The sequence below is a fragment of the Oceanisphaera submarina genome, assembly GCF_046521305.1.
GTDB lineage: Bacteria > Pseudomonadota > Gammaproteobacteria > Enterobacterales > Aeromonadaceae > Oceanimonas > Oceanimonas submarina.
Genome location: NZ_JBKGFN010000002.1, coordinates 286,411 through 311,234, shown reverse-complemented (window position 1 = coordinate 311,234; position 24,824 = coordinate 286,411). Strand labels below are relative to the sequence as shown.

At 61.4% G+C, this 24,824-nt stretch carries 22 protein-coding genes; 10 read left to right on the top strand and 12 right to left on the bottom strand.

The annotated features are described in order from the left end of the window. The coding region (locus tag ACLEIV_RS04085) for a metal ABC transporter solute-binding protein, Zn/Mn family (RefSeq protein ID WP_410455381.1) at positions 1-406 on the bottom strand (406 nt) is incomplete at its 3' end. Between the two features lie 85 nt (positions 407-491). Between ACLEIV_RS04085 and znuC the strand changes: the two genes are divergently transcribed. After that, on the top strand, positions 492-1,229 hold the full coding sequence (znuC, locus tag ACLEIV_RS04080; protein ID WP_410455380.1) for a zinc ABC transporter ATP-binding protein ZnuC: 738 nt from the start codon (positions 492-494) through the stop codon (positions 1,227-1,229). Then, positions 1,219-2,007, top strand: a complete 789-nt coding sequence (gene znuB, locus ACLEIV_RS04075) for a zinc ABC transporter permease subunit ZnuB (protein WP_410455379.1) — start codon at positions 1,219-1,221, stop codon at positions 2,005-2,007. Before znuC ends, znuB begins: the two co-directional genes overlap by 11 nt. 244 nt (positions 2,008-2,251) lie before the next feature. Here znuB and ACLEIV_RS04070 read toward each other — a convergent pair whose 3' ends face one another. Together ACLEIV_RS04070 and ACLEIV_RS04065 are read right to left on the bottom strand one after the other, a co-directional pair. Continuing rightward, positions 2,252-2,839 carry a uracil-DNA glycosylase family protein gene (locus tag ACLEIV_RS04070; RefSeq protein ID WP_410455378.1) on the bottom strand — a complete coding sequence of 196 codons (588 nt, stop codon included), beginning with the start codon at positions 2,837-2,839 and terminating at the stop codon, positions 2,252-2,254. Further along, positions 2,839-3,783 (bottom strand): D-2-hydroxyacid dehydrogenase, encoded by a 945-nt coding sequence (locus tag ACLEIV_RS04065; RefSeq protein ID WP_410455377.1) that lies wholly within the window; start codon positions 3,781-3,783, stop codon positions 2,839-2,841. The genes ACLEIV_RS04070 and ACLEIV_RS04065 overlap by 1 nt, the downstream gene beginning before the upstream one ends. A 155-nt stretch (positions 3,784-3,938) precedes the next feature. Here ACLEIV_RS04065 and ACLEIV_RS04060 point away from each other — a divergent pair, with 155 nt between their 5' ends. Further along, entirely contained in the window at positions 3,939-4,520 is a 582-nt protein-coding gene (locus ACLEIV_RS04060; RefSeq protein WP_410455376.1) for a YjaG family protein, read from the top strand. Positions 4,521-4,572: 52 nt separating this feature from the next. Here the strand turns inward: ACLEIV_RS04060 and ACLEIV_RS04055 are convergent, their stop codons facing one another. After that, entirely contained in the window at positions 4,573-5,046 is a 474-nt protein-coding gene (locus ACLEIV_RS04055) for a MarR family winged helix-turn-helix transcriptional regulator (protein WP_410455375.1), read from the bottom strand. Positions 5,047-5,201: 155 nt separating this feature from the next. On the opposite strand from ACLEIV_RS04055, the gene hutC reads away from it, so the two are divergent. Beyond that, entirely contained in the window at positions 5,202-5,912 is a 711-nt protein-coding gene (hutC, locus tag ACLEIV_RS04050; protein ID WP_410455374.1) for a histidine utilization repressor, read from the top strand. Between the two features lie 70 nt (positions 5,913-5,982). Here the strand turns inward: hutC and ACLEIV_RS04045 are convergent, their stop codons facing one another. Together ACLEIV_RS04045 and ACLEIV_RS04040 are read right to left on the bottom strand one after the other, a co-directional pair. Then, entirely contained in the window at positions 5,983-6,519 is a 537-nt protein-coding gene (locus ACLEIV_RS04045) for a YaeQ family protein (RefSeq protein WP_410455373.1), read from the bottom strand. A gap of 99 nt (positions 6,520-6,618) precedes the next feature. After that, positions 6,619-7,929 (bottom strand): YjiH family protein, encoded by a 1,311-nt coding sequence (locus tag ACLEIV_RS04040; RefSeq protein ID WP_410455372.1) that lies wholly within the window; start codon positions 7,927-7,929, stop codon positions 6,619-6,621. Between the two features lie 181 nt (positions 7,930-8,110). Between ACLEIV_RS04040 and hutI the strand changes: the two genes are divergently transcribed. The 6 genes from hutI to hutH all read left to right on the top strand — a co-directional run bounded on the left by hutI (position 8,111) and on the right by hutH (position 16,719). Beyond that, positions 8,111-9,319 carry an imidazolonepropionase gene (gene hutI, locus ACLEIV_RS04035; protein WP_410455371.1) on the top strand — a complete coding sequence of 403 codons (1,209 nt, stop codon included), beginning with the start codon at positions 8,111-8,113 and terminating at the stop codon, positions 9,317-9,319. Further along, complete coding sequence (hutG, locus tag ACLEIV_RS04030; protein WP_410455370.1) at positions 9,316-10,245, top strand: formimidoylglutamase; 930 nt, start codon at positions 9,316-9,318, stop codon at positions 10,243-10,245. The genes hutI and hutG overlap by 4 nt, the downstream gene beginning before the upstream one ends. Before the next feature lie 12 nt (positions 10,246-10,257). After that, on the top strand, positions 10,258-11,955 hold the full coding sequence (gene hutU / locus ACLEIV_RS04025; protein WP_410455369.1) for a urocanate hydratase: 1,698 nt from the start codon (positions 10,258-10,260) through the stop codon (positions 11,953-11,955). A 95-nt stretch (positions 11,956-12,050) separates the two neighbouring features. After that, the gene (locus ACLEIV_RS04020) at positions 12,051-13,643 is read left to right on the top strand and encodes a BCCT family transporter (protein WP_410455368.1); all 1,593 of its coding nucleotides are present in this window, start codon (positions 12,051-12,053) and stop codon (positions 13,641-13,643) included. Further along, positions 13,636-15,174, top strand: coding sequence for an HAL/PAL/TAL family ammonia-lyase (locus ACLEIV_RS04015; protein WP_410455367.1), 1,539 nt, complete (start codon positions 13,636-13,638; stop codon positions 15,172-15,174). Before ACLEIV_RS04020 ends, ACLEIV_RS04015 begins: the two co-directional genes overlap by 8 nt. Before the next feature lie 12 nt (positions 15,175-15,186). After that, positions 15,187-16,719: a histidine ammonia-lyase gene (gene hutH / locus ACLEIV_RS04010; RefSeq protein WP_410455366.1), complete on the top strand. Its 1,533-nt coding sequence runs from the start codon at positions 15,187-15,189 to the stop codon at positions 16,717-16,719. A gap of 156 nt (positions 16,720-16,875) precedes the next feature. Here the strand turns inward: hutH and ACLEIV_RS04005 are convergent, their stop codons facing one another. The 6 genes from ACLEIV_RS04005 to ACLEIV_RS03980 all read right to left on the bottom strand — a co-directional run bounded on the left by ACLEIV_RS04005 (position 16,876) and on the right by ACLEIV_RS03980 (position 24,724). Next, entirely contained in the window at positions 16,876-18,102 is a 1,227-nt protein-coding gene (locus ACLEIV_RS04005; RefSeq protein WP_410455365.1) for a type III PLP-dependent enzyme, read from the bottom strand. Continuing rightward, positions 18,099-19,865, bottom strand: coding sequence for an IucA/IucC family protein (locus ACLEIV_RS04000; protein WP_410455364.1), 1,767 nt, complete (start codon positions 19,863-19,865; stop codon positions 18,099-18,101). The genes ACLEIV_RS04005 and ACLEIV_RS04000 overlap by 4 nt, the downstream gene beginning before the upstream one ends. Next, positions 19,828-21,000, bottom strand: coding sequence for an MFS transporter (locus tag ACLEIV_RS03995; RefSeq protein ID WP_410455363.1), 1,173 nt, complete (start codon positions 20,998-21,000; stop codon positions 19,828-19,830). Before ACLEIV_RS03995 ends, ACLEIV_RS04000 begins: the two co-directional genes overlap by 38 nt. Next, positions 20,997-22,694 carry an IucA/IucC family protein gene (locus tag ACLEIV_RS03990; protein ID WP_410455362.1) on the bottom strand — a complete coding sequence of 566 codons (1,698 nt, stop codon included), beginning with the start codon at positions 22,692-22,694 and terminating at the stop codon, positions 20,997-20,999. Before ACLEIV_RS03990 ends, ACLEIV_RS03995 begins: the two co-directional genes overlap by 4 nt. Continuing rightward, a complete protein-coding gene (locus tag ACLEIV_RS03985; protein WP_410455361.1) occupies positions 22,694-23,851 on the bottom strand; it encodes an ATP-grasp domain-containing protein in 1,158 nt (385 codons plus the stop codon). The genes ACLEIV_RS03990 and ACLEIV_RS03985 overlap by 1 nt, the downstream gene beginning before the upstream one ends. A gap of 102 nt (positions 23,852-23,953) precedes the next feature. After that, positions 23,954-24,724 (bottom strand): HpcH/HpaI aldolase family protein, encoded by a 771-nt coding sequence (locus ACLEIV_RS03980; RefSeq protein WP_410455360.1) that lies wholly within the window; start codon positions 24,722-24,724, stop codon positions 23,954-23,956. Positions 24,725-24,824 lie beyond the last annotated feature (100 nt).

Below are 24,824 nucleotides of genomic sequence, written 5' to 3'. Positions count from 1 at the left end.
GGTCTGCATGGTCTGCATGGTCTGCATGGTCTGCATGGTCTGCATGGTCTGCATGGTCTGCATGATTATGGCCGGGCTGCGGATGATGATCATCGGTATCGATCTGTGCCAGCAAGGCCAGGCTGTTGGGCTGCTTGTCGAGCAGGGGATTCAGAAAGCCTTCCAGCTCGGGGCCGATCCAGAGCACCAGATCTGCCTGTTTGATCCGGCGTACATCCGACGGGCGCAGGGCATAATCGTGGGGTGAAGTGCCCGGTGCCAGCAACAGTTCGGGAGCCTCTCCGCCTTCGGTAATGGCACCGGCAATCAGTTGCAGTGGTTTGATGGTGGTCAGTACTTCCAGTGCGCGGGCCTGGCTGCTCAGCAATAGCAGCAGGGGTAGCGTCAGCAAAAACAGGGCTCTCATGTGGGGTTCGTCCGGATTGGTGATAGAGTTCGACAAGTAAGCAATGTTATAATATTACAAATTGAGATGTAAAGGCGTAAAGCGAATGAGCAAGCTGGTTGAACTGACCGAGGTCGGGCTGGAAATCGAGGGTAATGTCATTCTCGAACGAATTTCACTGACCCTGCACAGCGGCGAAATACTGACCATTGTCGGGCCGAATGGAGCCGGCAAGAGCTCGCTGATGAAGCTGGTGTTGCGCCTGAACGAGGGCAATACCGGCCAGTTGTGGCGCAAGCCGGGGCTGCGCATCGGCTATGTGCCGCAAAAACTGCACCTTGACCCGGTACTGCCGCTGACCGTGGCCCGTTTCATGAGCCTGTCTCATGGTCGTCGTCTGACGGTGGCCCAGTCGTTGGCCCGGGTGGGTGCCGAACGGTTGGCGGATAGGGCCATGCAGGCGTTGTCTGGCGGAGAAATGCAGCGCATCCTGCTGGCTCGGGCCCTGATGATGGAGCCGGAATTACTGATTCTGGACGAACCCGCCCAGGGCGTGGACGTGCATGGGCAAACCGAGCTCTACACCCTGATCAAACAGCTCAGCGACGAATTGCAGTGTGGTGTCTTGATGGTGTCCCACGACCTGCACCTGGTGATGGCCAGCACCCACAGGGTGATTTGCCTGAATCAGCATATCTGTTGCCATGGCGAGCCGGAGCATGTGGCGCGTCATCCGGAGTTTGCCCGCCTGTTCGGCCGGCCCGAACTGGCTCAGCTGGCGGTGTACACCCACCATCATGATTGTGACGATGACCATCACGGAGACGTACGCCATGTGGGATAGTTTTCTGCTTTATGCGCTGCTGGCCGGTCTGGGCATCGCCCTGCTGGCGGGCCCGCTCGGCAGCTTCGTGGTCTGGCGGCGCATGGCCTATTTCGGCGATACCCTGGCCCATTCTTCCCTGCTGGGGGTGGCGCTGGGTCTCTTGTTGCAGATCGATCTGACGCTGGCGGTGCTGGTGGCCTGTTTATGCCTCGGTATCCTGCTGGCGGCGTTGCAACGAGCCAGCTGGCTGGCGACCGATACCCTGCTCGGTATTCTGGCTCATACCTCCCTGTCGCTGGGACTGGTGGCGCTGGCCTTTATGGAGAACGTGCGCGTCGACCTGATGGCTTATCTGTTCGGCGATTTGCTGGCGATCCAGTTGGTGGACTTGTACTGGATTTACGGCGGCGGTCTGGTCTTGCTGTTGATCCTTCGTTACTACTGGAGTCAGTTGCTGTCCATTACCGTCAGCGAAGAGCTGGCGCGAGTGGAGGGCATCCGGGTCGAGCCGCTGAAACTCCTGTTGCTGATGATGATCAGCGTACTGATAGCGGTGGCGATGAAATTTGTGGGGGCCTTGATCATCACCTCGCTGTTGATTATTCCCGCTGCCACTGCTCGTCGTTTCAGCCGCACGCCGGAGCAAATGGCCCTGTATGCCAGTGGTCTGGGCATGGTTGCCGTGGTCGGCGGTCTGCAATTGTCGATCAGCCACGATACCCCCGCCGGTCCCTCAGTGGTGGTGGTGGCCGCCGGTCTGTTCATGTTGTCTCATTTGGTACCGAAGCGGGGCTAACCTTGTTGTCTTGTGTTTGATATCGGAGTTGCCGCAGCAGTACAGAGGAAACAGGGTTTACCTCTCTCGATACGCTACGGTAAATGACACTCACTTTTTCAACCTGCTGCGAACATTCACTGGATGTTCGGTCAGGCTGAAACCGTTCGTCACGGCGAGACAAGCTGGCCCCACGGATGGGTTCATGGCGTGTCGAGGGAGATGACTCTGTTACTTCTGGGCCGCGCCCGCAATGACACCGTGCTTAATTTCTCCCTAACACCTGATGTACGCGCCGGCGCAATGCCGGCAGTTCTTCCTGCTCGAACCAGGGGTTCTGGCTCAGCCAGCGCCGGTTGCGTGGCGAGGGGTGGGGCAGGGGCAGCCGGTCGGGAGCAAAGTCTCGCCAGTGGCGAACGGTTTCGGTCAGGGTACGATACTGCTTGCCCAGGTAATAACGCTGGGCATATTGCCCTATCAACAGGGTGAGTTGGATATGGGGCAGGGCGACCAGCAGTTGCTCATGCCAGGCGGGGGCGCACTCGGGGCGGGGCGGCAAGTCTCCACTCTTGCCCCGCCCCGGGTAGCAGAAGCCCATGGGCATGATGGCGATGACACCTGGATCGTAAAACTGCTCCCTGCTCAGTTGCAGCCAGCGGCGCAGGGTGTCGCCTCTGGGGTCATTCCAGGGAATACCGGTTTCGTGAACGCGGGTGCCCGGTGCCTGACCGATGATCATGATGCGGGCCGGTGGAGCCATTTGCACCACTGGCCTGGGCCCCAACGGCAATTGGGCTTCACAAATCCGGCAGGACCTGACCCGTTGCAGCAGCCGTTCGAACTCGGTGTCCATCAGTATCCCAGATTGAAATTAACCAAGCCTTCCATCGGCTTGCCCTCTATGTATTTTAGATAGTTGCGACTGAAGCGGGTGACAATCTGATCCGGGAAGCTGTAGCCGGCGTTATGGGGGGTTATGACCACGTTGGGCATATCCCACAAGGGACTGGCGGACGGCAGCGGCTCGGTGGCAAACACATCCAGTACAGCGGCGCCGATGTTGCCGTGACGCAGGGCCTGGATCAGGGCGTTTTCGTCCACCGCATCGCCTCGGCCCACGTTGAAGAAGATGGCGCCGGGTTTGAAAAAGCCCATGCGTTCGCCGTTGAACAGGCCCCGAGTCTGGGGGGTAGAGGGCAGTACACTCACTACCACATCGGCCCTCGGCAGTACCTTGTTTAACGCCGGAATTTGATAGGTATGATCGAAGCCCGGGGCTTCCCGTCCGGAACGGCTGATGCCCAACACATTCAGCCCGAAGCTGGCCGCGGTGTGGGCGATATGCTGGCCTATGCTGCCGGTGCCGATAATCAGCATGGTCTTGCCTATGAGGCTCTGATAAGGGATGGGTTGCCAGTTGTGTAGCCGTTGCTGTTCCCGGTAGTGGCGCAGATGGCGATTCAGCGACAGCAGGTGCGCAAACACATATTCGCTGATCAGGGGGCCGAAGATGCCCCTGATATTGGTGAGTTGATAATCCTGACGACAGCCGGACCCGAGCAGCAAGTCGACCCCGGCATAGGTGGATTGTGCCCACTTGAGGGCGCGGGCTTCTTGCAGTCGGGCGCGAAGTCGGGCCGGCTCGCCCAGCAATATATCGGCCCTGGCCAGTGCCGCCTGAATATCCGCTTCCTGCTCGGGCGCCAGAATGGTCAGCCCGGGCAGGTAGGCCTGCTGTAACAGCGCCTGATATTCGGCGTTATCCTGACTGAGTAGTAACAGGGTATGATTGGCCATACCTTCTCTCCTCAATATGCTTTTTGTATCAGCGTTTTATGAGACAATGGCACAAGCATAAACTTATACCAGTGTTTCCCGCATAAAATGTGAGCCTTGGCTGCAAACGGCCATATTGGCAACAAGGCGGCAGCCCCAACCACAAGGAAATATCCGTGTTCGGTGATAAATTTTATAAAAAAATCAACAAGCTGGCTCCATGGCAGCAAACGGTGTTTGCCCTGGCGCTGGCCGAGCGGATGTATCCCAACTACCGGCTGTTCAGTGATACGTCCGACTTCGGTAACGGAGAACGTCTGCGCTCGACGCTGGACACCCTCTGGACCTATCTGACGGTCAAGGGATCCAAGGTGGATCTGACTGCCGAGCTTGAATCATTCGAAGCCTTTATTCCCGATCCGTCCCATTTTGATAACTACGGCGCCTACCCGGCACTCGATGCCTGTGTCGCCTTGGGAGCCGCCTACAACTCGGTGATTTGTCGTATCGGTGAAGAAGCCATCGAGGCCAGCAATGCCTCGCTCGGTACCGTAGCCGGTTTTGCCGAATTGCTGGCCGAGCGGGATCTGAGTGAAGAAGAGCTGTACGAAAACGAACTGATGATGGCGGAGATGGAGTTTCAGGTCGAGTTGCTCGAGCGAGTGGGCCAGCCGAGAGAGGCCGACACCATTCTGGCCATCCGGGACTTCGCCGCCCAGGGCGGGGTGTCGAATATCGGCATCGGCCTGGAGGCATAAGCGGCGGTGTGAAGCGTGGGGTGTTTATTCTTCACGCTTCCCCTCACCTTACTTATTCGTGCAGCAGGCTGCCGACCTGGAGCAGAGGAGCCACATCCAGGGCATCGGCGTTCATCATCGACGAAATACGCTGTACCGAAGACAGCAGCAGGTTCTGCTCCCAGGCTTCCAGTGACTGAAAGCGCTGGATAAAACTTTCCTGCAAGGGCCTTGGTGCCGTCTTGATTTTGGCTTTGCCATCATCGGTCAGCACGGCATACACCTTGCGCTTGTCTGTCTGACTGCGTTCACGCCGTACCAGTTGCTTCTGTTCCAGCCGGTCGATAATAGTGGTGGCGGTGGCCTGACTCATGTGTGTGGCCTGGGCCAGATTGCGCATTGTGATGTCGCCATGCTCGCTGATGGCCTGCAGCAGCAACAGCTGAGGGCCGGTCAGGCCGGAGGCTTTGCTGAGCTGACGGGAGTGGAGGTCGATGGCACGGATGATCTGGCGCAGTGCCACCAGCACTTCTTCATGTTTTTCCAAGGTATTCCTGCCGATGGCGGACTGAATTTGCGCGCACCATAGCGTAAATCGATGGCTGTTTAAAGCCCTGACGAGATCCGGTTCATGGTTTGCCCTGGCTGGTATGTGACTGTCGGACAATTGTATGTACAATTGGAATTGTTACAGGAGGCCACGTGACTCAATCCATTCCCCTTTATCAGCAAATCAAACAGCATATCCTGGTTCGAATCGAGTCAGGAGAGTATCCGTTACATCAGCAGATACCGCCCGAGCAGGAGCTGGCCGGGCAATTCAAGGTCAGCCGGATGACGGCTCACAAGGCGATTCGGGATCTGGTGCAGGAAGGCTACCTGATGCGCAGGGCCGGGCTGGGCACCTTCGTTACCGAGCCCAAGGCGGAGTCACCGTTGGCGGATATCAACAATATTGCCGACGAAGTACGCCTGCGAGGTCACGAGTACAGCAACAGCGTCTTGGTGCTGGAAGCGATGCGTGCCAACGAGGAAGTGGCTCTGCACATGGGCATGCGACTCAACGCTCGGGTGTTTCATTCGGTGATAGTGCATCAGGAAAACAAGCTGCCGATACAGGTGGAAGAGCGCTTCGTGCATCCGGCGCTGGCGCCCGGCTATCTGCAGTGTGATTTCAGCCAACAGACTCCTAATGCCTATCTGGTCGAGCATTGCCCGCTGTCGGATCTGGAACATATCGTAGAGGCTCGCCTGGCGCCGAAAAACATTGGCGACTGGCTGCAGTTATCACCAGAGGCGCCCTGCCTGCTGGTGACCCGGCGCACCTGGTCGTTGCATCAGTTGGTCAGCTTTGCCCGACTCTGGCATCCGGGCGATAAATACAAGCTGCGCTCCACCCTCAAACTGGGCTAAGCAGACCGGTGAGGTCTGCCAGTCGGTGCAAACAATACGGAACGGTTATTTGGCCTGCCCGCCTCACTCCCTAGCGCCACTGGTCCAGTTGCAAATCCAGGCTGTGTTCACCGTCGGTGAGCTGAACCTCACTTTCCTGCAGGGTGGCAAAGAGGTCGATGCTGCGGGCGCAGAGCTCGGCCAGCTGGGCAGGTTGCGGGTCGGGCAGGTGATAAATCTGTAGTCGGGGCAACTGGCCCAGTTCGGTTTGATGCTTGCTCCACCATTCCAGGGCGCTACGCCCGCCATAGCTATATATCACCACCTGCTCGGCGCGGGACAGCGCCTGTTTGATGCGTTTGACGCTGGGCTCACCCAGCTCCACCCATAATACAATGCGGCCATCCGGTGATTTTTGCCACAGCTCAGGCTCGTCGTCGGTGCTCAGGCCCTTGGTGAAGCTCAAATCCTCATCTGCGTGGCGCATAAAGGCCAGCAGGCGCACCATTAGTCGGGTGTCGGTTTCGGACGGATGTTGAGCCACTGTCATGCTGTGTTCTTGATAGTAGTGTCGGTGCAAGTCGCTGATATTCATGCGGACTTTATGCAGGGTGGCAGTCAGGGCCATGAGGTCGTCTCGTGTAAAAGGCGACATCTTAACGGTAAGCCGCAGCTGGAGCCAGCCCGGCGCGTCGCAGCGGCCGGGCGGAAAGGGAGAGGTGAAGGCTTAAGGAGCGATCAGCATGGCCACGGGAATGGCCAGCAGCAGGCTCAGAAAGGCGCGAATAAACCACACCAGTACCAGGGTGCCCACTTTCAACGGGAGTCGGGTGGCTAGAATGCAGGGAATTGACGCCGAGAAGAAGAGAATCGAAGACACACACACCACGCCGGCGGCGAAGCGGGCGACAAAGTCGGCTTCAGTCATCAGCAGTGCCGGCAGAAACATTTCCGCCAGTCCGGAGGCGGTCGCCTTGGACAACAGCATGCCGTCTTCCACTCCCCACAACCAGGTCACCGGGTAGAACAGATAACCCAGCCAGTCGAACATCGGCGTGTACTTGGCCACCAGCAGACCAATCAGCCCCACCGACATGATGGACGGCAGTATGCTGATGGTCATCACCAGGCCATCTTTGAAGTTGTCGGCCACGTTCTTGCCCAGGCTCGGCGCCTGCTCGGCAATTTCCAGGCCATTCTGCCAGGCAATACCCAGACGGTTACCGTTCTCACAGGCCGGCTCCCGGTGTTGGGCCCGGTTATCCAGTCGTGACAGCGGGGGCAGCCGTACCGTGATGGCGGTAACCACAAAGGTGATCAGCAGGGTCAGCCAGAAATACTGGTTCCAGATAGGCATCAAATCCAGGGTCTTGGCCACGATAATCATGAAGGTGGCAGACACGGTAGAAAAACCGGTGGCGATAATGGCCGCCTCCCGGGCCGAGTAATGGCCGGACACATAGACCCGGTTGGTGATCAGTAGCCCGATGGAATAGCTGCCGACGAAGGAGGCTACCGCATCGATGGCAGAGCGGCCCGGCGTGCGCCAGATGGGCTGCATCAGCTTTTGCACTATGATGCCGATGGCTTCCAGCAGGCCATAACCCACCAGAAAGGCGAGAAACACCGAGCCGATGGGCACGATCAGCCCCACCGAAATCACCAGTTTGTTGAACAGAAACGGCAGCATGTCCGGCGTCTGCAGGGCGGCGGGCCCGGCGCCGGTCAGTGCGAGAACGCCGGCGATCACTCCCAGCCACTTCAGCAGCAGAAAAATGCGCTCGGTCAGGCTCTGCTTCCAGCGGCCGGTGATCAGCGGGTAAATCGCTCCCGCCAGTATCATCGCCATGGCATACCAGCCTGCGCCGGTTTCACCCAGGGTGCCGCGCAGCCAGCCGACCATGTGATCCAGCGGTATGCTGGTCTTGCCCTGCAGGCCGATGGGGATGAAGAAGATAAAGATGCCGACCGCACTCAATCCGAGCAGCCGGCCGATGGCCTTGCCGGGGGATCGTGCTTGTTCCGTAATCTGATTCATGGGGACTCCTTGTACCTGGCGATGTGTGATTAATGTATATACAAAATAATCAAAAGTTAATGGTGTGTATATTTTTAATGTGGTCTCGGTCAATTTTTTTGGTGAATTTGGTTTGAAGGGGTTGCCAGATAAGAAATTTAGGTTTAAATGTATATACAAATAACGCATCAAGGATATTTTCATGAATCAGTCACCACATCGCCTCTGGGTAAATGCCTCTCTGTTTGATGGCCTGAACGGCGCCGCCGAGCCGATGGCGGTGGCCGTGAAGGAGGGGCGGATTGCCTGGCTCAAGCCGATGAGCGAATTGAGTGCCGACGACCAGAGTGGCTTCGAGTGCATCGATGCGAAGGGAGCCTTGATGACGCCGGGGCTGATTGACTGCCACACCCACCTGGTGTTTGGCGGTAATCGCGCCGGCGAGTTTGAAGCCCGGCTGGAAGGGGCGAGCTACGAAGAAATCGCCCGTGCCGGCGGCGGCATTATCAGCACGGTGCGTGCCACCCGCGCCGCCTCCGAAGACGAGCTGTTCGAGCGCGCCAGACCTCGCCTGCAGGCCCTGATGGCCGACGGAGTGACCACGGTCGAAATCAAGTCCGGTTATGGACTGGATCTGAAAAACGAATTGAAGATGCTGCGGGTCGCGCGTCGTCTTGGCCGCGAGCTGCCGGTTCGTGTGGTGACGACTCTGCTCGGCGCTCATGCCCTGCCGCCGGAATACAAGGACGATGCCGACGGCTATATCCGGCTGGTGTGCGAGGAGATGATCCCGTCCGCCGCCGCGGAGAGCCTGGCCGATGCGGTGGATGTGTTCTGCGAAAACATCGCCTTCTCGGTAGAGCAGTGCGAGCGGGTCTATGCCGCGGCAAAGGCTCACGGTCTTGCCATCAAGGGGCACACCGAACAGCTGTCCAACCTGGGCGGCAGCACCTCCGCCGCCCGGGCCGGCGCCCTGTCGGTGGATCACATCGAATATCTGGATGAAGACGGAGTCAAGGCCCTGGCCGAAGCCGGCACTGTCGCCACCCTGTTGCCCGGTGCCTTCTTCATATTGCGCGAAACCAAGATACCGCCCATAGAGCTGCTGCGCCGTTACCAGGTGCCGATGGCGCTGGCGACCGATGCCAATCCGGGTACCTCACCCATCTTCAGCCTGAGACTGATGCTGAACATGGCTTGCACCTTGTTCCGTTTGACCCCGGTCGAGGCCCTGCGCGGTGTGACCGCTCACGGTGCCCGGGCGCTGGGGTTGCAGGCAGAAGTGGGATGCATCGCGCCCGGACTGCAGGCGGATTTCTGCCTGTGGGATACCAATAACCCGGCGGAACTGGCCTACAGCGTGGGTCTGCCCCGCCTCGTTCAACGCATAGTGTCTGGAGAGCTTGCATGAATATCGACATGAGCACCTGGGCCGGTCGGATCGATCCCGAGGCCAATACCGCCCGCTGGCACCAGCAGGTGCAGCCGTTCAGCACCGCGGCCGAGCCGGGGTATACCCTGATTGGTTTTTGCAGCGACGAAGGCGTGCGTCGCAACAAGGGACGCGTGGGTGCTGCCCAGGGCCCTGCCGCCATGCGCAAGATGCTGGCGAGTCTGGCCTGGCACCAGTCGGCCCCGGTTTATGACGCCGGTGATGTGGTCTGTGCAGGCGAAGCCCTGGAGCAGGCCCATGCCGCCCTGGCCGAGCTGGTTGCCGAATGTCTGGCACACCGGCAGTTGCCCATTGTCATGGGCGGCGGCCACGAGGTGGCCTTCGGCTCTTGGAGCGGTCTGGCGCAACACCTGGCGAGCCAGGAAGAATGCCCGCGTATCGGCATTATCAATTTCGATGCCCACTTCGATCTGCGCGACCCGGACTTTGTGGTGTCTTCCGGCACCCCCTTCGCCCAGATAGCCCAGGCTTGCGAGCAAAAAGACTGGCCTTTCCAGTACGCCTGTCTAGGCGTGAGCCGGGGCGCCAATACCCGGGCGTTGTTCGACAAGGCCGAACGGCTTCAGGTGCTGACATGGGAAGACAGAACCATGATTCAGAGTCGGCTGGCCGAGATGCACAGCGAGCTCAACGCCTTCATCGGTCGCTGCGACCACCTGTACCTGACCATAGATATCGATGTGTTTCCCGCAGCCCTGGCACCCGGTGTCAGTGCGCCGGCCGCCCGGGGGGTAGCACTGGATGTGATTGAACCATTGATTGAACAGATTACCACCAGCGGAAAGCTACGACTTGCCGATCTGGCAGAACTCAACCCCGAGTATGACGTTGATGGCCATACGGCCCGGCTGGCGGCTCGGTTAATTCATACTTTGACACTGTAAGAGGGACACCCCATGTCACAACAAAGCATTTCACAGCAAGACAAGCGTCACGCGCCAGGCCGTGTTATCGAATCACCGACCGGCGTGAACAAGATCTGCAAGAGCTGGCTGACCGAAGCCGCCTACCGCATGCTGCACAACAACCTGCACCCGGACGTGGCCGAGCGCCCCGAGGATCTGGTGGTGTACGGTGGTATCGGTCGCGCGGCACGTGACTGGAATTGTTTCGACCGTATTGCCGAAGTACTGACTCGCCTGGAAGACGACGAGACCCTGCTGGTACAATCCGGCAAGCCGGTAGGCGTGTTCAAGACCCACGCCGACGCTCCGCGGGTGTTGCTGGCCAACTCCAACCTGGTGCCCCATTGGGCCAACTGGGAACACTTCAACGAGCTGGATAAGAAAGGCCTGATGATGTACGGCCAGATGACCGCCGGCTCCTGGATATACATCGGCTCTCAGGGCATAGTGCAGGGCACCTACGAAACCTTCGTCGCCGTGGCCAAGCAGCACTTCAAGGGTGAAGCCAAGGGACGCTGGGTACTGACCGGTGGCCTGGGTGGCATGGGTGGCGCTCAGCCGCTGGCCGCCACCATGGCTGGTTTCAACTGTATTACCGTTGAATGTGACGAAACTCGTATCGACTTCCGTCTGCGCACCCGTTACGTCGACAAGAAGGCCTACAGCCTGGACGAAGCGCTGGGCATGATCGATGAAGCGAAAGCCAAGGGCGCAGCGATTTCCGTCGGTCTGCTGGGTAACGCCGCCGATGTATTCAAGGAGCTGGTAGCACGCAACATCACGCCGGATGTGGTTACCGATCAGACCTCAGCCCACGATCCGCTGAACGGCTACCTGCCCCAGGGCTGGACCATGGAACACGCCGCCGAGATGCGCAAGCAGGACGAGGCCGCCGTGGTCAAGGCCGCCAAGCAGTCGATGGCGGTACAGGTACAGGCGATGCTGGATCTGCAGGAACGCGGTGCCGCTACCCTGGATTACGGCAACAACATCCGTCAGATGGCGCTGGAAGAAGGCGTGAAGAATGCCTTCGACTTCCCCGGCTTCGTACCCGCCTATGTGCGCCCGCTGTTCTGCGAAGGCATAGGTCCTTTCCGCTGGGTGGCCCTGAGTGGCGATCCGGAAGATATCTACAAGACCGACGCCAAGGTGAAGGAGCTGATCCCGGACAACCCGCACCTGCACAACTGGCTGGACATGGCGCGCGAGCGCATCGCCTTCCAGGGGCTGCCCGCCCGAATCTGCTGGGTCGGCCTGAAAGACCGGGCCCGCCTGGCACTGGCTTTCAACGACATGGTCAAGAATGGCGAACTGAAGGCGCCCATCGTGATCGGCCGTGATCATCTGGACTCCGGCTCCGTCGCCAGCCCCAACCGCGAAACCGAAGCCATGCTCGACGGCTCCGATGCGGTTTCCGACTGGCCGCTGCTGAATGCCCTGCTGAACACCGCCGGTGGCGCGACCTGGGTTTCTCTGCACCATGGTGGTGGTGTGGGCATGGGCTTCAGCCAGCACTCGGGTGTGGTGATCGTCGCCGACGGCACCGATGCCGCTGCCGTCCGCCTGGGCCGGGTACTGCGTAACGACCCGGGTACCGGTGTAATGCGTCACGCCGACGCCGGTTATGATATTGCTATCGATTGTGCCCGTGAACAGGGCCTGGATCTGCCAATGGTGAATGCTCGCTGAGCACCTAGTTAAAAGTTGTAGATGGTAAGAGGGAGTCAGCTCGTCGTGCTGACTCCCGTTCCGGTTTTCGATGCAATATGCACAAGGAAGACATCATGTCTGTAAACGGAAAAAAAAGCCTTAATGTCGGAGTGTTCGTCCCGGCTTTCGCGATCGTGCTGATCGCGGTGGCCGTGGGGCTGATCAATAACGAACTGTTGGTGAAAGTCGCCAAGAATATCTTCTATTTCTCGCTGTCTGACTTTGCCTGGCTCTATCAGTTACTGGCAGTCTCGGCACTGGGGGTCGTGGGGTACATATTTTTCTCCAAGGCCGGCAACATTCGCCTGGGTGGAGCCAATGCCAAGCCGAAATTCTCGATGGCATCCAACTTTGCTATGGCACTGACCGGCGGTATCGCGACCGGAGTCGTCACCTATTCGGTGAATGAACCCATCATCTATATGGGCAATATCTACGGGGAAATCAGCAACCAGTCGTTTGCTGCCAATAGCTCCGAAGCCGCGATCTTCGCGATCGCCAGAAGCTTCCATAACTGGAGCTTCATTCCCTATGCCATTTATTCCATCGTCGGTCTGATGATCGGCTATATGCATTACAATCGTAAGAAAGACTTCTCCATTGCGTCGACCATATCTCCGGTTATCGGCAGCAATGACCGCAAACCGGCGGTGCGCTCCCTGATCGATATCATTTCGGTACTGGCCATTGCGCTGGGGCTGGCCTCCTCGCTGGGCGCGGGCCTGGCCCTGATCAGTTCGGGGATCGAGGCCGAGTATGGCATCGCATCGAGCCCCACCACCTGGCTGGTGCTGACGCTGATCATTTCCGCCATCTTCATTACCTCGGCGCTGTCCGGACTGAAGCGGGGCATCAAGTTCCTCTCGTCGATCAATGCCTATATCTTCTATGCGTTCGTGGTTATTCTGCTGCTGGTCGGGCCGGTAAGCTATATCTTCAGCCTGTCGGTCACCAGCTTCGGCTACTGGCTGGATAATTTTTTCCTGTGGTCATTCGACACCAAGGAATCAGGCGGTGAAGCCCTGGTCACCTGGTGGACCATGTATGACTGGTCCATCTGGATTGCCTATGCTCCGCTGATGGGGCTGTTCCTGGCGCGGATCTCCTATGGGCGAACCCTGCGTGAATTCCTGATCATCAACTGGATCCTGCCTTCGGTGTTCGGTATTGTCTGGTTTGCGATCTGGGGTGGTTCCGCCATCAAATGGCAGCTGGACGGTACCCTGGATCTGGTCAAGGTCGTCTCCGAAAACGGGGCTGTATCGGGTCTTTGGGGCTTCCTCCAGCATTTGCCTTTCTCTGCCGTGCTGGTTCCCCTGGCGATTTTCACGCTGATCATCTCCTTTGCCACCGCCGCCGACTCCATGTCGTCCACCATTGCGACCATCTGCACCAAAAACATCAGTGCCGACGAGGAGTCTCCCAAGGCCCAGAAGATTATCTGGGGACTGTCGATCAGCGTGATCGCCTACATCATGGTGGCCTTCGGCGGCGGCGCCCAGGGTGTCGACGGCATCAAATATCTTGCCGCGGCCGGTGGCTTTACCGTGCTGTTCCTGTTTGTGCTGATCGTGGTGTCCTGTGTCAGGGTATTTATCACAAAAAAGGAAGTTAACGGCGGCGAGCAGCCAGAGGCGAACCTGTTGTCGGGAGTTGTTCATGACTAATACGAACATGCCGGTCATTATCGCGGATCAGGAGCTTGCCTGGCAGGACGTGGTACGGGTCGCCCGCCTGGGTGCACCGCTCTCCCTGTCTGCCAGTGCCTGGGAGCGGGTCGGGTCGGCCCGCCGTGCGGTCGAGGCATTTGCCGATTCCGGCCGGCCCTATTACGGCATCAATACCGGTCTGGGTGCCCTGTGCCATGTGGTACTCGAGCGCAGCCAGCTGCAGAAGCTCTCCTGGCATACCCTGATGAGCCATTCCTGCGGCATAGGCGAACCGCTCAGGCGCGAGCAGGTAAGGGCTATCATCTGTGCGGCGGTGATCAACTACAGTCATGGTTGTTCCGGGGTCAGCCCGGGGGTCATTGAGGGACTGTTACGCCTGCTCAACGAGGACATAGTGCCCCGGGTGCCGGCGCAGGGCTCCGTCGGTTATCTGAGTCACATGGCGCATATTGGTCTGGCCTTGCTGGGCGAAGGCGAAGTCGAGTTCCGCGGGCAGCTGTTGCCGGCCCGCCAGGCGCTGGATGCCATCGGCATGGGGCCGGTGGAACTCGGACCCAAGGATGGACTCTGCCTGGTCAACGGCACGCCGGCCATGACCGGCCTGGCCTGTCTGACACTCGCCGACGCCGCCCGCCTGGCCTCCTGGGCCGACGTTATCGGCGCCATGAGCTTTGAGGCCCTGCGCGGCCAGCTTGATGCATTTTCGCCGGCGGTGACCCGGCGCAAGACGCACGGGGGCGTGCAGCAGAGTGGAGAGAATGTGCGCCAGCTGCTGCAGGACAGCCAGGTGCTGGCCCGTTGCCAGGGGGAGCACCTGCAGGACGCGCTCAGCCTGAGATCTATCCCTCAGGTGCATGGCGCCTGCCGCGACCAGTTCGCACACGCCGCCAGCCAGGTTAACGCCGAACTTAATTCGGCTACCGATAACCCCATGGTTATAAAGGAAGAGACAGGCTATCGCGTCATCTCCCAGGCCAACCCGCATGGCGAGTCCGTGGCCATGGCCTGCGATCTGCTGGCGATCGCCGTCTGTGAGTGGAGTTCGATTTCCGAACGGCGCAGCTTCCGCCTGGTTACCCCCCAAGCCAACAAGCTGCCACCATTCCTGACTCATGGCAGCGGGGTCAAGTCCGGCATGATGATAGCGCAATACTCGGCCGCATCGCTGGTGTCCGACAACAAGCGCCTGGCACAGCCGGCGGTGATCGACAACTACCTGACGTCGGGATTGCAGGAAGACCACCTGAGCCTGGGTGAAAGCAGCGCATTGAAGCTGGACAAGGCGCTGGACAATGCCTTCCATGTCTTGGCGATCGAGTATCTGTTGGCCGCTCAGGCTTTTGATTTTATTGAACAACCCTTATTTGGCCGCGGTACCGGATTAGCCTGGCGGCAGCTGAGAGAACGAGTCGGCTTCTATCAGGAAGAGCACTCTCTCCACCTGGATATCCGTGCGGCCTACGAGTGGTTGCGCGATGAAAAATCATTACAGGCACTATGCCAATTGTTTCCTCAACTGGACTCCTGAGGTAATCGAACCATGTCAAACTTGAAAATCAACCCCGGAAAAATGACCCTGGCCGAGATGCGCAAGGTTTACGAACAGCCGGTCCGGCTCACGCTGGACCCCGGCTGTCACGGTGCCATTCAGGCCTCCGTTGACTGCGTCAACCGCATGGTCGCCGAAGATCGCACCGTGTACGGCATCAACACCGGTTTTGGCCTGCTGGCCAGCACCCGTATCAAGCCGGAAGATCTGGAAACCCTGCAGCGCTCCCTGGTGCTGTCCCACGCCACCGGCCTGGGCGAACTGATCAGCGACGAGCTGGTGCGCCTCATCATGGTGCTGAAGATCAACGGCCTGGCCCGTGGCTTCTCCGGCATTCGCCTGCAGGTGCTGGAAGCGCTGATGACCCTGGTCAATCACGAAGTCTATCCCTGCATCCCGGGCAAGGGCTCGGTCGGCGCCTCCGGCGATCTGGCGCCGCTGGCTCATATGAGCTGTGTGCTGCTGGGCGAAGGTACTGCCCGTTATAAAGGGGAAGTGATCAGCGCCGGTCAGGCGCTGGAAATTGCCGGCCTCAAGCCGATGGCACTGGCACCGAAAGAGGGCCTGGCCCTGTTGAACGGCACCCAGGTGTCCACCGCCTTCGCCCTGCGCGGCTTGTTTGAAGCGGAAGACCTGTTTGCCGGCGCCATCGTGATCGGTGGCCTGACCGTGGAGGCCACCCTGAGCTCGCGTCGTCCCTTCGACCCACGCATCCATGCCATACGTGGCCAGCAGGGGCAGATCGATGCCGCCGCCGGTTACCGTCACGTGCTGGGTGAGTCCAGCGCAGTCAGCCAGTCTCACAGCAACTGCGCCAAGGTGCAGGACCCGTACTCGCTGCGCTGTCAGCCCCAGGTGATGGGTGCCTGCCTGACCCAGCTGCGTCAGGTTGCCGAAGTACTGCTGGTGGAAGGCAACGCAGTGTCCGACAACCCGCTGGTATTTGCCGAAGACAACGACGTGATCTCCGGTGGTAACTTCCACGCCGAGCCGGTGGCCATGGCGGCGGATAACCTGGCGCTGGCGATTGCCGAAATCGGCTCCCTGAGTGAGCGCCGGGTGTCCCTGATGATGGATACCCACATGTCCGGTCTGCCGCCTTTCCTGGTGGAAAACGGCGGCGTCAACTCCGGCTTCATGATAGCCCAGGTCACCGCTGCGGCGCTGGCTTCCGACAACAAGGCGCTGGCCCATCCGCACTCGGTCGACTCGCTGCCGACCTCTGCCAACCAGGAAGACCATGTGTCCATGGCGCCCAACGGTGGACGCCGGCTGTGGCCGATGGCGGAAAACACCCGTGGCGTGCTGGCCATCGAATGGTTGGCCGCCTGTCAGGGCCTGGACTTCCGCGATGGTCTCAAGACCACAGAAGCGCTGGAAGTGGCCCGTCAGGCCCTGCGTGAAAAAGTCAGCTACTACGACAAGGACCGCTTCTTCGGCCCGGATATCGAACAGGCCGATGCGCTGCTCAAGGCCAACAGCCTGAGCCATCTGGTGCAGCCGGGCCTGCTGCCCAGCCGGTGAGTTGAATGAATAAACAGGGGAAGTTAAGGGGGTGCCGAGGCACTCCCTTTTTTGTGATTGGCAGACATCAAGGTGCAGAATTGGGGCTGGATTTCTGGCTTGGAAGCGGTTTGAGATCTTCGGTATTCGGCCGACGCGTGTCGGCCGATGGTACTATCAATAGCAGCCAGTCGTGGTGGCTTGGGAATGGTCACTGCACGGGTGTTGTTCACCCAGGAATATCTGCTCCGGCGCCGGGTGCATCAAAAAGTGCTGATGGGAAATATTCCAGGCATAGGCACCCGCATGGCGGAACACCAGCCAGTCGCCGATGGCCAGCTCACCGATGGGCTGGTGGCGCGCCAGCACATCCTTGGGGGTGCACAGCTGGCCCACCAGGGTAACGCTGGCATCCCGTAGTTGCGCCGGCTGTCTGCCGCGCAACAGATGAAAGGGGTGATCATGGCCCTGGGCGGCCGGGGTACGGAAGTGATGGGTGCCGCCGCGGGCGATGGCAAACCATTCCCCGAGATTGCGCTTGATATCCAGCACCTCCATCACGTAGTAGCCGCAGCCGGCGCTGATAAAGCGACCACATTCGAAGCGTAGTCGAGTCCCGGTCATCTGCTCGGCGGCGATCAGTGCCTCCAGCTCCCGACAGAATCCGGGCCAGTCGAACAGCCTATCCGGTTGCAGGTAGTCGACGCCGATGCCGCCGCCCACATTCAGCACCTTCACCTCCAGTCCGTATTGCGCCTGCCAGCCTTTGACGGTGCGGAAGTAGAGTCGCATCAGTTCGAGGTGTGCCTGGCGATCCAGCTGGTGTGACATCAGGTGAAAGTGAAAGCCCTGTAGCACGAGGCGGGGCTGTCCGGCGACCCGCGCCAGCGCCTCGGGCAGGTCGTCCGGATCCAGGCCGAAGGGGGTGGGCTTGCCGCCCATGGCGAGTCTGGTGCTGGGCAGTCCGTCGAGCGGGATATTCATGCGCAACATGATGCTTGCGGTGCAGTCGAGCCTGACACAGAGGCCGGCCAGCCGCTCCAGCTCGGTCAGGCTTTCCACATGAATGCATTCCACTCCCAGTTGCAGGGCGGCTTCCAGTTCGGACTCCAGCTTGCCGGGGCCGCCGAACAGCAGTCGCTGTCGGGGATGCCGCTCGGCGAGCCAGGTCAGTTCGCCGCCCGAGGCGGCCTCGAAGCCGTCGACGACGGGCGCCAGGGTATCGAGAATGGGCGCCATGGGGTTGGCCTTGGCGGCGTAAAACAGTTCACAGTTGGCGGGCAGGGCCTCGTGCATCTGCCGGGCATGGGCGGCCAGGGCGTCCAGATCGTAGAGATAGGCACAGAAAGGCTCGGAGGCCGTTTCTTGTAGTTGCAGCAGCTTTCTTTCAATCAAGGGGGTCATACGGGTGCTCTCATCGGGTGGTCAAGCTGGGTGTAGTCGGACAGGCGATCCGCCTTCTGCAGCAGCCGGGTCTTGAGGTTGTTCTTGGACGGCAGGGGGCCGCCGGCCAGCAGTTCGGTAATCTCCGCCGGACGGTCGTTGGCGTCGGCCCAGGCCTGCAGGGCCAACGCCAGTTGCTGCCAGGCGAGCTGCTCCAGCCCCGCATCGCCGTCGGCCAGATGAAAGATGGCTTCCGAGATGTTGTTGACCAGCAGACAGTAGCCGATGCGGTTCCAGCCCTGATCTCTGGAATAGTGAACCGAGGCTCGGGCTTGCTCCGACAATCCCTGCAGCCGCCGTGCCGGCCACTGTTCCGGGAGCAGCTTGGTGCCTTCGAGATCGCGGATCCAGATCCGGCTCGGCAGGCCATTGTCGAAGCCTACCAGGGTATTCTGCAGGTGTGGCTCGAACACCACCCCATGGTTGAAGCAGGCATCCAGTACCCCGGGCATCAGGACGTTCAGGTAGGCATGGAACCAGTTCAGGGCGGCGGTCCGGTAGTTCCAGCCCTGCTCCCGGGCCAGCATGGCCAGGCGTTGCACCAGCAGGCTCTGGCCGAAGCGATCCCAGGCGAACAGGGCGCCGGCGAGGGTCGGCTCGCAGTCCTGCCGGGTGCCGTGGTCCAGGTTGTGACGATAGAGCAGGCCGAAGCATTCCTGCAGGTGCTGTACTTCCGCCTGTTCTGCCGGCCCGGCCAGAGAGGAAAAGTCCAGGCTGGTGGCGGCCGGCTCCCGCATCAGGGCAAAGCCCGGGTTGGCTTGCTCCAGCGTGTTCAGCACCGGGGCCAGGCATTCACTCATGAACACCGCACTTTCCAGTTCGTACCAGGCATTCTTGCGCACGCAGTTGGTCAGCCGTACATGGATGGAACACTTGAGGAAATAGGGCAAGTCGGCCCGATACAAGGTGCGCACCGAAGAAGTGGGCCACATCGGCAGACCTAGGGGACCCAGGTACTCGATCAGCCCGTCTTGTTCCGCCTTGCGGTAGAGCGACGAGGCCAGAATATGACGAACCTCCCAGGGATGACAGGGATAGAGGCCGGGTGAGCCGGCAAGCTGCTCCAGCATCTGGATGGCCTCGGTTTCGCCCCTGTGTTGCAACAGGGTCTCATCGACCCGAAACCAGCAGAGCGGGAAGCGGGCGCCCATTTCGGGGGAACAGGCCAGCAGTTCGTCCATGGGCACGCCGTGGCGGCTCTTGGGGCTGGGATGCATGGGGTGGCCCCAGAGCAGGGCCTGTTCGCTTTCCAGCAGGCTGTCGTTCTGGGGCGTACGGGCATGAGTCAGGAAGGCGCGGCTAATGCCGATGCTGTTGCTTATCTGCTCGTCCAGTTCCCGGTTGTAGGGGGTGCCGGTCTGCAGCGCCATCTCCTGCAGCAGCAGGCGACAGGTCTCCATGGCCGACAGCAGGCGCCAGGGTTGGCCGAAGCGCTTGATAAAGGGCGCCGAGCAGAAGCGGGCGCGGCCCAGCAGGCTGACCCTGTCGGCTTTCAGCGCCAGCTTGATGTGGCTTGCGGGCAGAGTCAGGCGTACGGCATCGCCGGCAAGCAATGAGCTGGTCAGGGCCTTGGGCAGATCGCCATCGGCCCGCCATTGCACCAGCCCGGCGGGCAGGGCGAACTCCCGCAGATAGCAGTTCAGCAGGCAGCCGATGGCCTGGTGCTCGGCCAGTCCCTGCAGGGGATCACTTAACGGTGTGGTCGAGATGAGCTGGGCTTCCATCTGTGTGGGTCTCCATGGTGAAAAAAGCGAGTAACAGCAGGCCGCCGGCACAGGCCAGGGCGGCGGCGACAAAGGGGGTATGGGGGCCGAATCCGGCGCTGAGCCAGGCGGCGACCAGGCCTCCCAGCACGCCGGCACCCTTGCCCACGGCGTCGAGCTTACCGAACCAGCTGCCGGCATTGTGGCTGCGAGTCAGCCGGCCAATCAGCGGGTTCAATCCCTGAAAACCGAGCCAGATGCCTAAGCCGAACAACAGGCGGGCCGCCAGCAGGGCCGGCAGGCTGTGTAGCTGAAACTGCCAGAGGCAGGCCAGCAGCTGCAGCGCCAGCCCCCAGGCCAGTGCAGTGCGCCACTTAGTCTGCAGGCGATGCGCCAGTGGCTGGGCGAGCAGGTAAACCAGATGGGGCAGGCTGTAGAGCAGACCGATCAGCGCCGGCTCGGCGACCAGTTGCTCGGCATAGGGCAGGAAGTAGGGAAAGGTGGCGACCATGGCGAAGAAAAACAGGAACTGTAGCCCCATGGCGGCCCATAGCCAGTGCCCGGGAGCGACATCATCGCCGGAGCGGGAAGCCGCGGCCGTTACCGCCTTGCCTTCCCCGGGCAGTCTCAGGGCCAGCACCAGCGCCAGCAACGGCAGCAGGGCCAGCCACAGATAGAGCTGGCGCACCGAAAAGGCGGCGGCCAGCAAGCCCAGGCCTATGGGGGCGCAGACCAGCGCCAGGCGGGCGCTGAACTGGGTCCAGCCCAGGGCCCGGGACAGCTGCTGTCGGCTCAGGTTAACCGCCAGATAGCCGTTGGCGGCGGCGAGGGTGCCGCCGAACAGCCCTTGCAACACCAGCGCCAGGGTGAACCAGCTTAAAGATGGCGCCAGACCGGCCAGCAGAAAGGACAGGCTCAGCCCGGCCAGGGCTCGCAGCAGCGAGAGTTTGCGGCCGAAATGGTCGGCGAACCGCCCCCACAGGGGGGCGGACAGGGCCGTCAGCACGGCGGGGAGGCTGTACAGCACACCGACCCAGGGGCTGGTCTGCGCCAGTCCGAACTCGGCCACCAGCCGGGGCATGAACAGGGGCATGCCGAGCACGGTAAAGGCGGCCAGAAAGTGGCAGGCCAGCACGGCGGGTAGCAATCGGTTCATGCGCCTCCCCGCAGGAAGTTGGGTCCCGACAGGCCGTAGAACTTGTTGATATCGGCCGCTCCCGAGTCCTGCTTGCTGAGCAGGCTGCCGCTTTGCAGCAGGTATTTGACGTACTGATGTTCGGCGTTGAACAGCAACTCCTCGGCCAGCCGGGTATCCAGCCCCTCCTCGTGCAGGGCATCCAGCTCCCGGCGCAGGCTCAGGCGTAGCATCCGGTAGCCCCATTCCCGGTCCAGGCAACCCCGCTCGGCCAGTCCTTCGAGCACGGCGGCGAGATCCAACTGCAGGGTGATGGTGGTGAACATCTGGGCCAGGGCCAGCTCGTCTTTCACCAGGATACGGGCATCGCGCAACTCGTCCAGGGTGCCGGACAGACCCGGACAGGTCTGGCCGAAACGCTCCGGCCACAGCCGGGCGGCGTCGTTGTCCTTCATCACCAGGCTCAGGGGCTGGCCGGGCGTGATGGACAGCACGGCGTTCTGCTGGTTGGACTCCAGGGCGATGCCGTATTTCAGCCATAGCCGCAGGTGTACCCTGGCCATCAGGGCACAGTATTCCTGCCACCAGGGCTCGAGCCCGGGGCCACCCTGTTGTTCCAGCAGCCCGGCGATATAGGGACGGTCGTCGGGCAGGAGGCTGCACAGGGCGGCCACCGGCACCAGGGTCTCGCCGGGTTTGGGCTCGGGATAACGACGCAGCAGGAAGGCATGGAGCTTGTCGTCGCCGAGGTGGCCGGCCACCGATTCGTCCACATGGCGATAACGGCCCTGCAACTGAGCATCGTTATGCTCCAGAGTGGTCAGGCAGCGGGCGAACCAGTGGCCGTCATACAGGGTGCCGGGCTTGATCAGGCGAATGTTCTTCTGGCCCAGGGTCGCCATGGCCAGTGGCAACTTGAGATGCTCACCGGGCTTGTCTTTCAGGGCCAGGGTGCGTACCGACAGGGTCGGTATCACCGGCAGACAGGTCGCGGGCGCCGGCAGGGCATCGGCGGGCAGGGGGCCCAGCTGCTGCCAGGTAAGAGGATGCACCGGCAGCAGTACATGGCTGTGAGCAAGGCTCGCGGCCAGGCCGACCTGGGCGAAGCCGGGCCACCAGTCCGGCAGGGGGCCGGTCAGGGTCACCTGGCCGGCGGGCAGCGCCAGCCAGTGCAGCTCGAATACCGGGGCAAACTCGGGTGCATAGGCCCGGAGTTGTGCGGGGCTGAAGCCGAACTTGGCCCGGGCCGTGGGGTAGTAGGGGTGATCGAGGAAGCTGGCCAGCCGGTCCGCGTGCAGCAGCCGATCTCCCCAGCTTTCCCCGAAGCGGGCCAGCTGGCCGGCCTGTTCGGTGAAGGCCTGGCGACACAGCTCGCCCTGCTCGACCGCGGCATCGGCCTCGTTCATGTAGGACAGATAGAGCGTCTGCTCCGTCTGCTCCAGGCCGGCCATCAGCCGGCCGAGCCAGGCGCGGTGGCCGGACTCCTGGAGCCACTGATCGCCGGATCGGTAAAACCAGTGGCTGACGGTGGCGCGCAGGGGCTGCATGTAATCGCAGTCCGCCACCGGCAGGCGCAGGGGCGCGCCCAGATGGTCGAGTTCAAGCCAGAGTTGTCCGTCCTGCTCGACGCGACGGCCCAGGCTGTGGATCTGGCGGACATCCTCCCGCAGGCAGGCGTCGATGATGCGTCGGCAGATGCGTTGTTGCTCTGTCATCAGTTGATCTCCCAGTGGATGGCGGCCATGGCGTCCGCGTGCAGCTGTTCCAGCTCCCCGGCCGATTCGGCCTGCAGATAGAGCACGCCCAGGTAGTCCTTGTTGGAGTGGCTCAGCAACAGGCTGTCGCCCGTCTGGCGAAGGGCCTTGTAGTTCAGGCCGGGCCGGGTCGGAGGCTGCGGAGCCCGGACCAGCCGGCCGCTGGACTCGGCCACCAGATACTGGATCAGCGCCTGTTGTGTCGAAGGGCTGATGGTCGGCAGGGGGCCGCCCAGATGCAGCCGAAGTATGGGAGCAAACCAGCCTCCCGGCAGCAGCCGGTCCAGCAGGAACTCACGGCCGTCGCCTATGCTGCGGTAGTTGATCTCGACCAGCACGGGGCCGTCCCGAGTGAGGATAAATTCGCTGTGACAGACCCCGAGGCCGACCCCGAAGCGCCGAACCTGCTCCAGCGCCTGGGTCTGCCACTGCCGGCTGACCGAGCCTCGCCAGCGGGCCTGGGTCTCGATGAAGTGCGGGGGATCGGACAGGCCGACGTCGAAGCCGCCGACGGCCACCAGTTCCCGGCCGTCGCCCAGGGTTTCCAGGGTGAACAGCGGGCCTTCCATATATTGTTCCAGCAGCAGGGGCGACGACTGGGCCCGCTCCGCCAGCAAGGCGACCAGTTGCTCCCGGCTGTCGACCCGGCACACATCCAGGGAGGCCACGCCCTGGCTGGGCTTGACCACCAGCGGATAGGGCCAGTCGTGCTCCGGTACCTCACCGGGCTGCAGCTGGCGGGACCAGACGCTGGGCAGGCCCTGGTCGGCCAGCCGTTCCCGCATGCGCAACTTGTCCTTGGCCCGGTAGCAGACCTGCCAGTTCTTGGCCGGCAGCGCCAGGGCCCGGGCGGCGATGGCGGCGGCGGTCTGCAGATGATCGCTGTTGGAGAACAGGGCGGCGGGACGGATGGCCTGCTCGGTCAGCAGATCCAGGATCGCCAGGGGATTGAAAACGTCGCATTCGAGGATGCGAACCTCTGCCAGGCACTCCCTATGCGCCAGCCCTTGGTCGGTGACCAGCACCACCTCATGGCCGAGGCTTCGGGCGGCGGGAATAAAGCCGTCGATAACGGCACGGTTGACCACGTGGGTCAGGATCACGATGGGGGATGACATAATTGTCCTCAGGTTCTGGAAAAACGGATCACGAGTGCTAATGCCGAGGGCCGGCTTGCAAGCCGGCCAATCCCGTTAACGGCCCGGCATCAGGTTAAGCGTTCAAGTATCCTTGCGGAGATCGGCCAGCCGGCTGCGCAGGGCCTGACACAGATAGCCCCTGTCTTCCCCCGCCAGCCAGGCGGTGATGCCGGCCTGTCGCCAGCGGGCTGCCTGCTCCGGGCTGCGCGGGTTGGCGCAGAAGGGGACACCGGCATCCAGGCACTGGGCTGCCAGCCGGCCGATGGCCTGCTCCACCTGCGGATCCTGGGGCTGAGGGCCGAGGCCCATATCCAGCGCCAGATCCAGGGCGCCTTCCAGCACCATGTCGACCCCCTCCAGCGCCAGTATTTCGGGCAGGGCGTCGAGTCCGGCCCGGGATTCGATCATGGGCACCACCATGATGTTGTCGTTGGCGAGCCGGATATAGTCATCGAGCTTGAGGGTACCGAAGCCGGTGATGGGACCGCCGGTGATACCGCGCCGGCCCAGGGGCGGGAAACGGCAGGCGGCGATGGTCCGGGCGACGGTGGCGGCACTGTCTGTCTGGGGCAGCACTATGCCGCGGGCACCGGCATCCAGCAGCCGGCCGATCAGCTTGGCGTCCGCTGCGGGCACCCGCACCAGGGGAGTACAGCCGGTGAGCAGCACGGCCTGGAGGCTGTGGCGCAGGGTTTCTTCCGACACCAGCAGGTGCTCCATATCGAGGATCACGAAGTCATAACCGGCACGGCCTATCATTTCCGCCAGCCAGGGGCCGGGTACGGAATTGAGCAGGCCGTATACGGGCTTGCCCTGATGCAGGCTGCTTTTTAACGGGTTGATGGTCAGCATTGGGTTGGTGGCTCTTGAGTTTGAATGCAAACTATTATTATTTGCATGTGAGTGCAACCCTGCATTTTGTAGGTGAATTGAAGAAGGTGGTGGTGAACCC

Excerpts from the sequence above, each read along its gene's own strand:
- znuC (WP_410455380.1), top strand. The coding sequence starts at position 492 with ATGAGCAAGCTGGTTGAACTGACCGAGGTCGGGCTGGAAATCGAGGGT.
- znuB (WP_410455379.1), top strand. The coding sequence starts at position 1,219 with ATGTGGGATAGTTTTCTGCTTTATGCGCTGCTGGCCGGTCTGGGCATC.
- ACLEIV_RS04070 (WP_410455378.1), bottom strand. The coding sequence starts at position 2,839 with ATGGACACCGAGTTCGAACGGCTGCTGCAACGGGTCAGGTCCTGCCGG.
- ACLEIV_RS04065 (WP_410455377.1), bottom strand. The coding sequence starts at position 3,783 with ATGGCCAATCATACCCTGTTACTACTCAGTCAGGATAACGCCGAATAT.
- ACLEIV_RS04045 (WP_410455373.1), bottom strand. The coding sequence starts at position 6,519 with ATGGCCCTGACTGCCACCCTGCATAAAGTCCGCATGAATATCAGCGAC.
- ACLEIV_RS04040 (WP_410455372.1), bottom strand. The coding sequence starts at position 7,929 with ATGAATCAGATTACGGAACAAGCACGATCCCCCGGCAAGGCCATCGGC.
- hutI (WP_410455371.1), top strand. The coding sequence starts at position 8,111 with ATGAATCAGTCACCACATCGCCTCTGGGTAAATGCCTCTCTGTTTGAT.
- hutG (WP_410455370.1), top strand. The coding sequence starts at position 9,316 with ATGAATATCGACATGAGCACCTGGGCCGGTCGGATCGATCCCGAGGCC.
- hutU (WP_410455369.1), top strand. The coding sequence starts at position 10,258 with ATGTCACAACAAAGCATTTCACAGCAAGACAAGCGTCACGCGCCAGGC.
- ACLEIV_RS04020 (WP_410455368.1), top strand. The coding sequence starts at position 12,051 with ATGTCTGTAAACGGAAAAAAAAGCCTTAATGTCGGAGTGTTCGTCCCG.
- ACLEIV_RS04015 (WP_410455367.1), top strand. The coding sequence starts at position 13,636 with ATGACTAATACGAACATGCCGGTCATTATCGCGGATCAGGAGCTTGCC.
- hutH (WP_410455366.1), top strand. The coding sequence starts at position 15,187 with ATGTCAAACTTGAAAATCAACCCCGGAAAAATGACCCTGGCCGAGATG.
- ACLEIV_RS04005 (WP_410455365.1), bottom strand. The coding sequence starts at position 18,102 with ATGACCCCCTTGATTGAAAGAAAGCTGCTGCAACTACAAGAAACGGCC.
- ACLEIV_RS04000 (WP_410455364.1), bottom strand. The coding sequence starts at position 19,865 with ATGGAAGCCCAGCTCATCTCGACCACACCGTTAAGTGATCCCCTGCAG.
- ACLEIV_RS03995 (WP_410455363.1), bottom strand. The coding sequence starts at position 21,000 with ATGAACCGATTGCTACCCGCCGTGCTGGCCTGCCACTTTCTGGCCGCC.
- ACLEIV_RS03990 (WP_410455362.1), bottom strand. The coding sequence starts at position 22,694 with ATGACAGAGCAACAACGCATCTGCCGACGCATCATCGACGCCTGCCTG.
- ACLEIV_RS03985 (WP_410455361.1), bottom strand. The coding sequence starts at position 23,851 with ATGTCATCCCCCATCGTGATCCTGACCCACGTGGTCAACCGTGCCGTT.
- ACLEIV_RS03980 (WP_410455360.1), bottom strand. The coding sequence starts at position 24,724 with ATGCTGACCATCAACCCGTTAAAAAGCAGCCTGCATCAGGGCAAGCCC.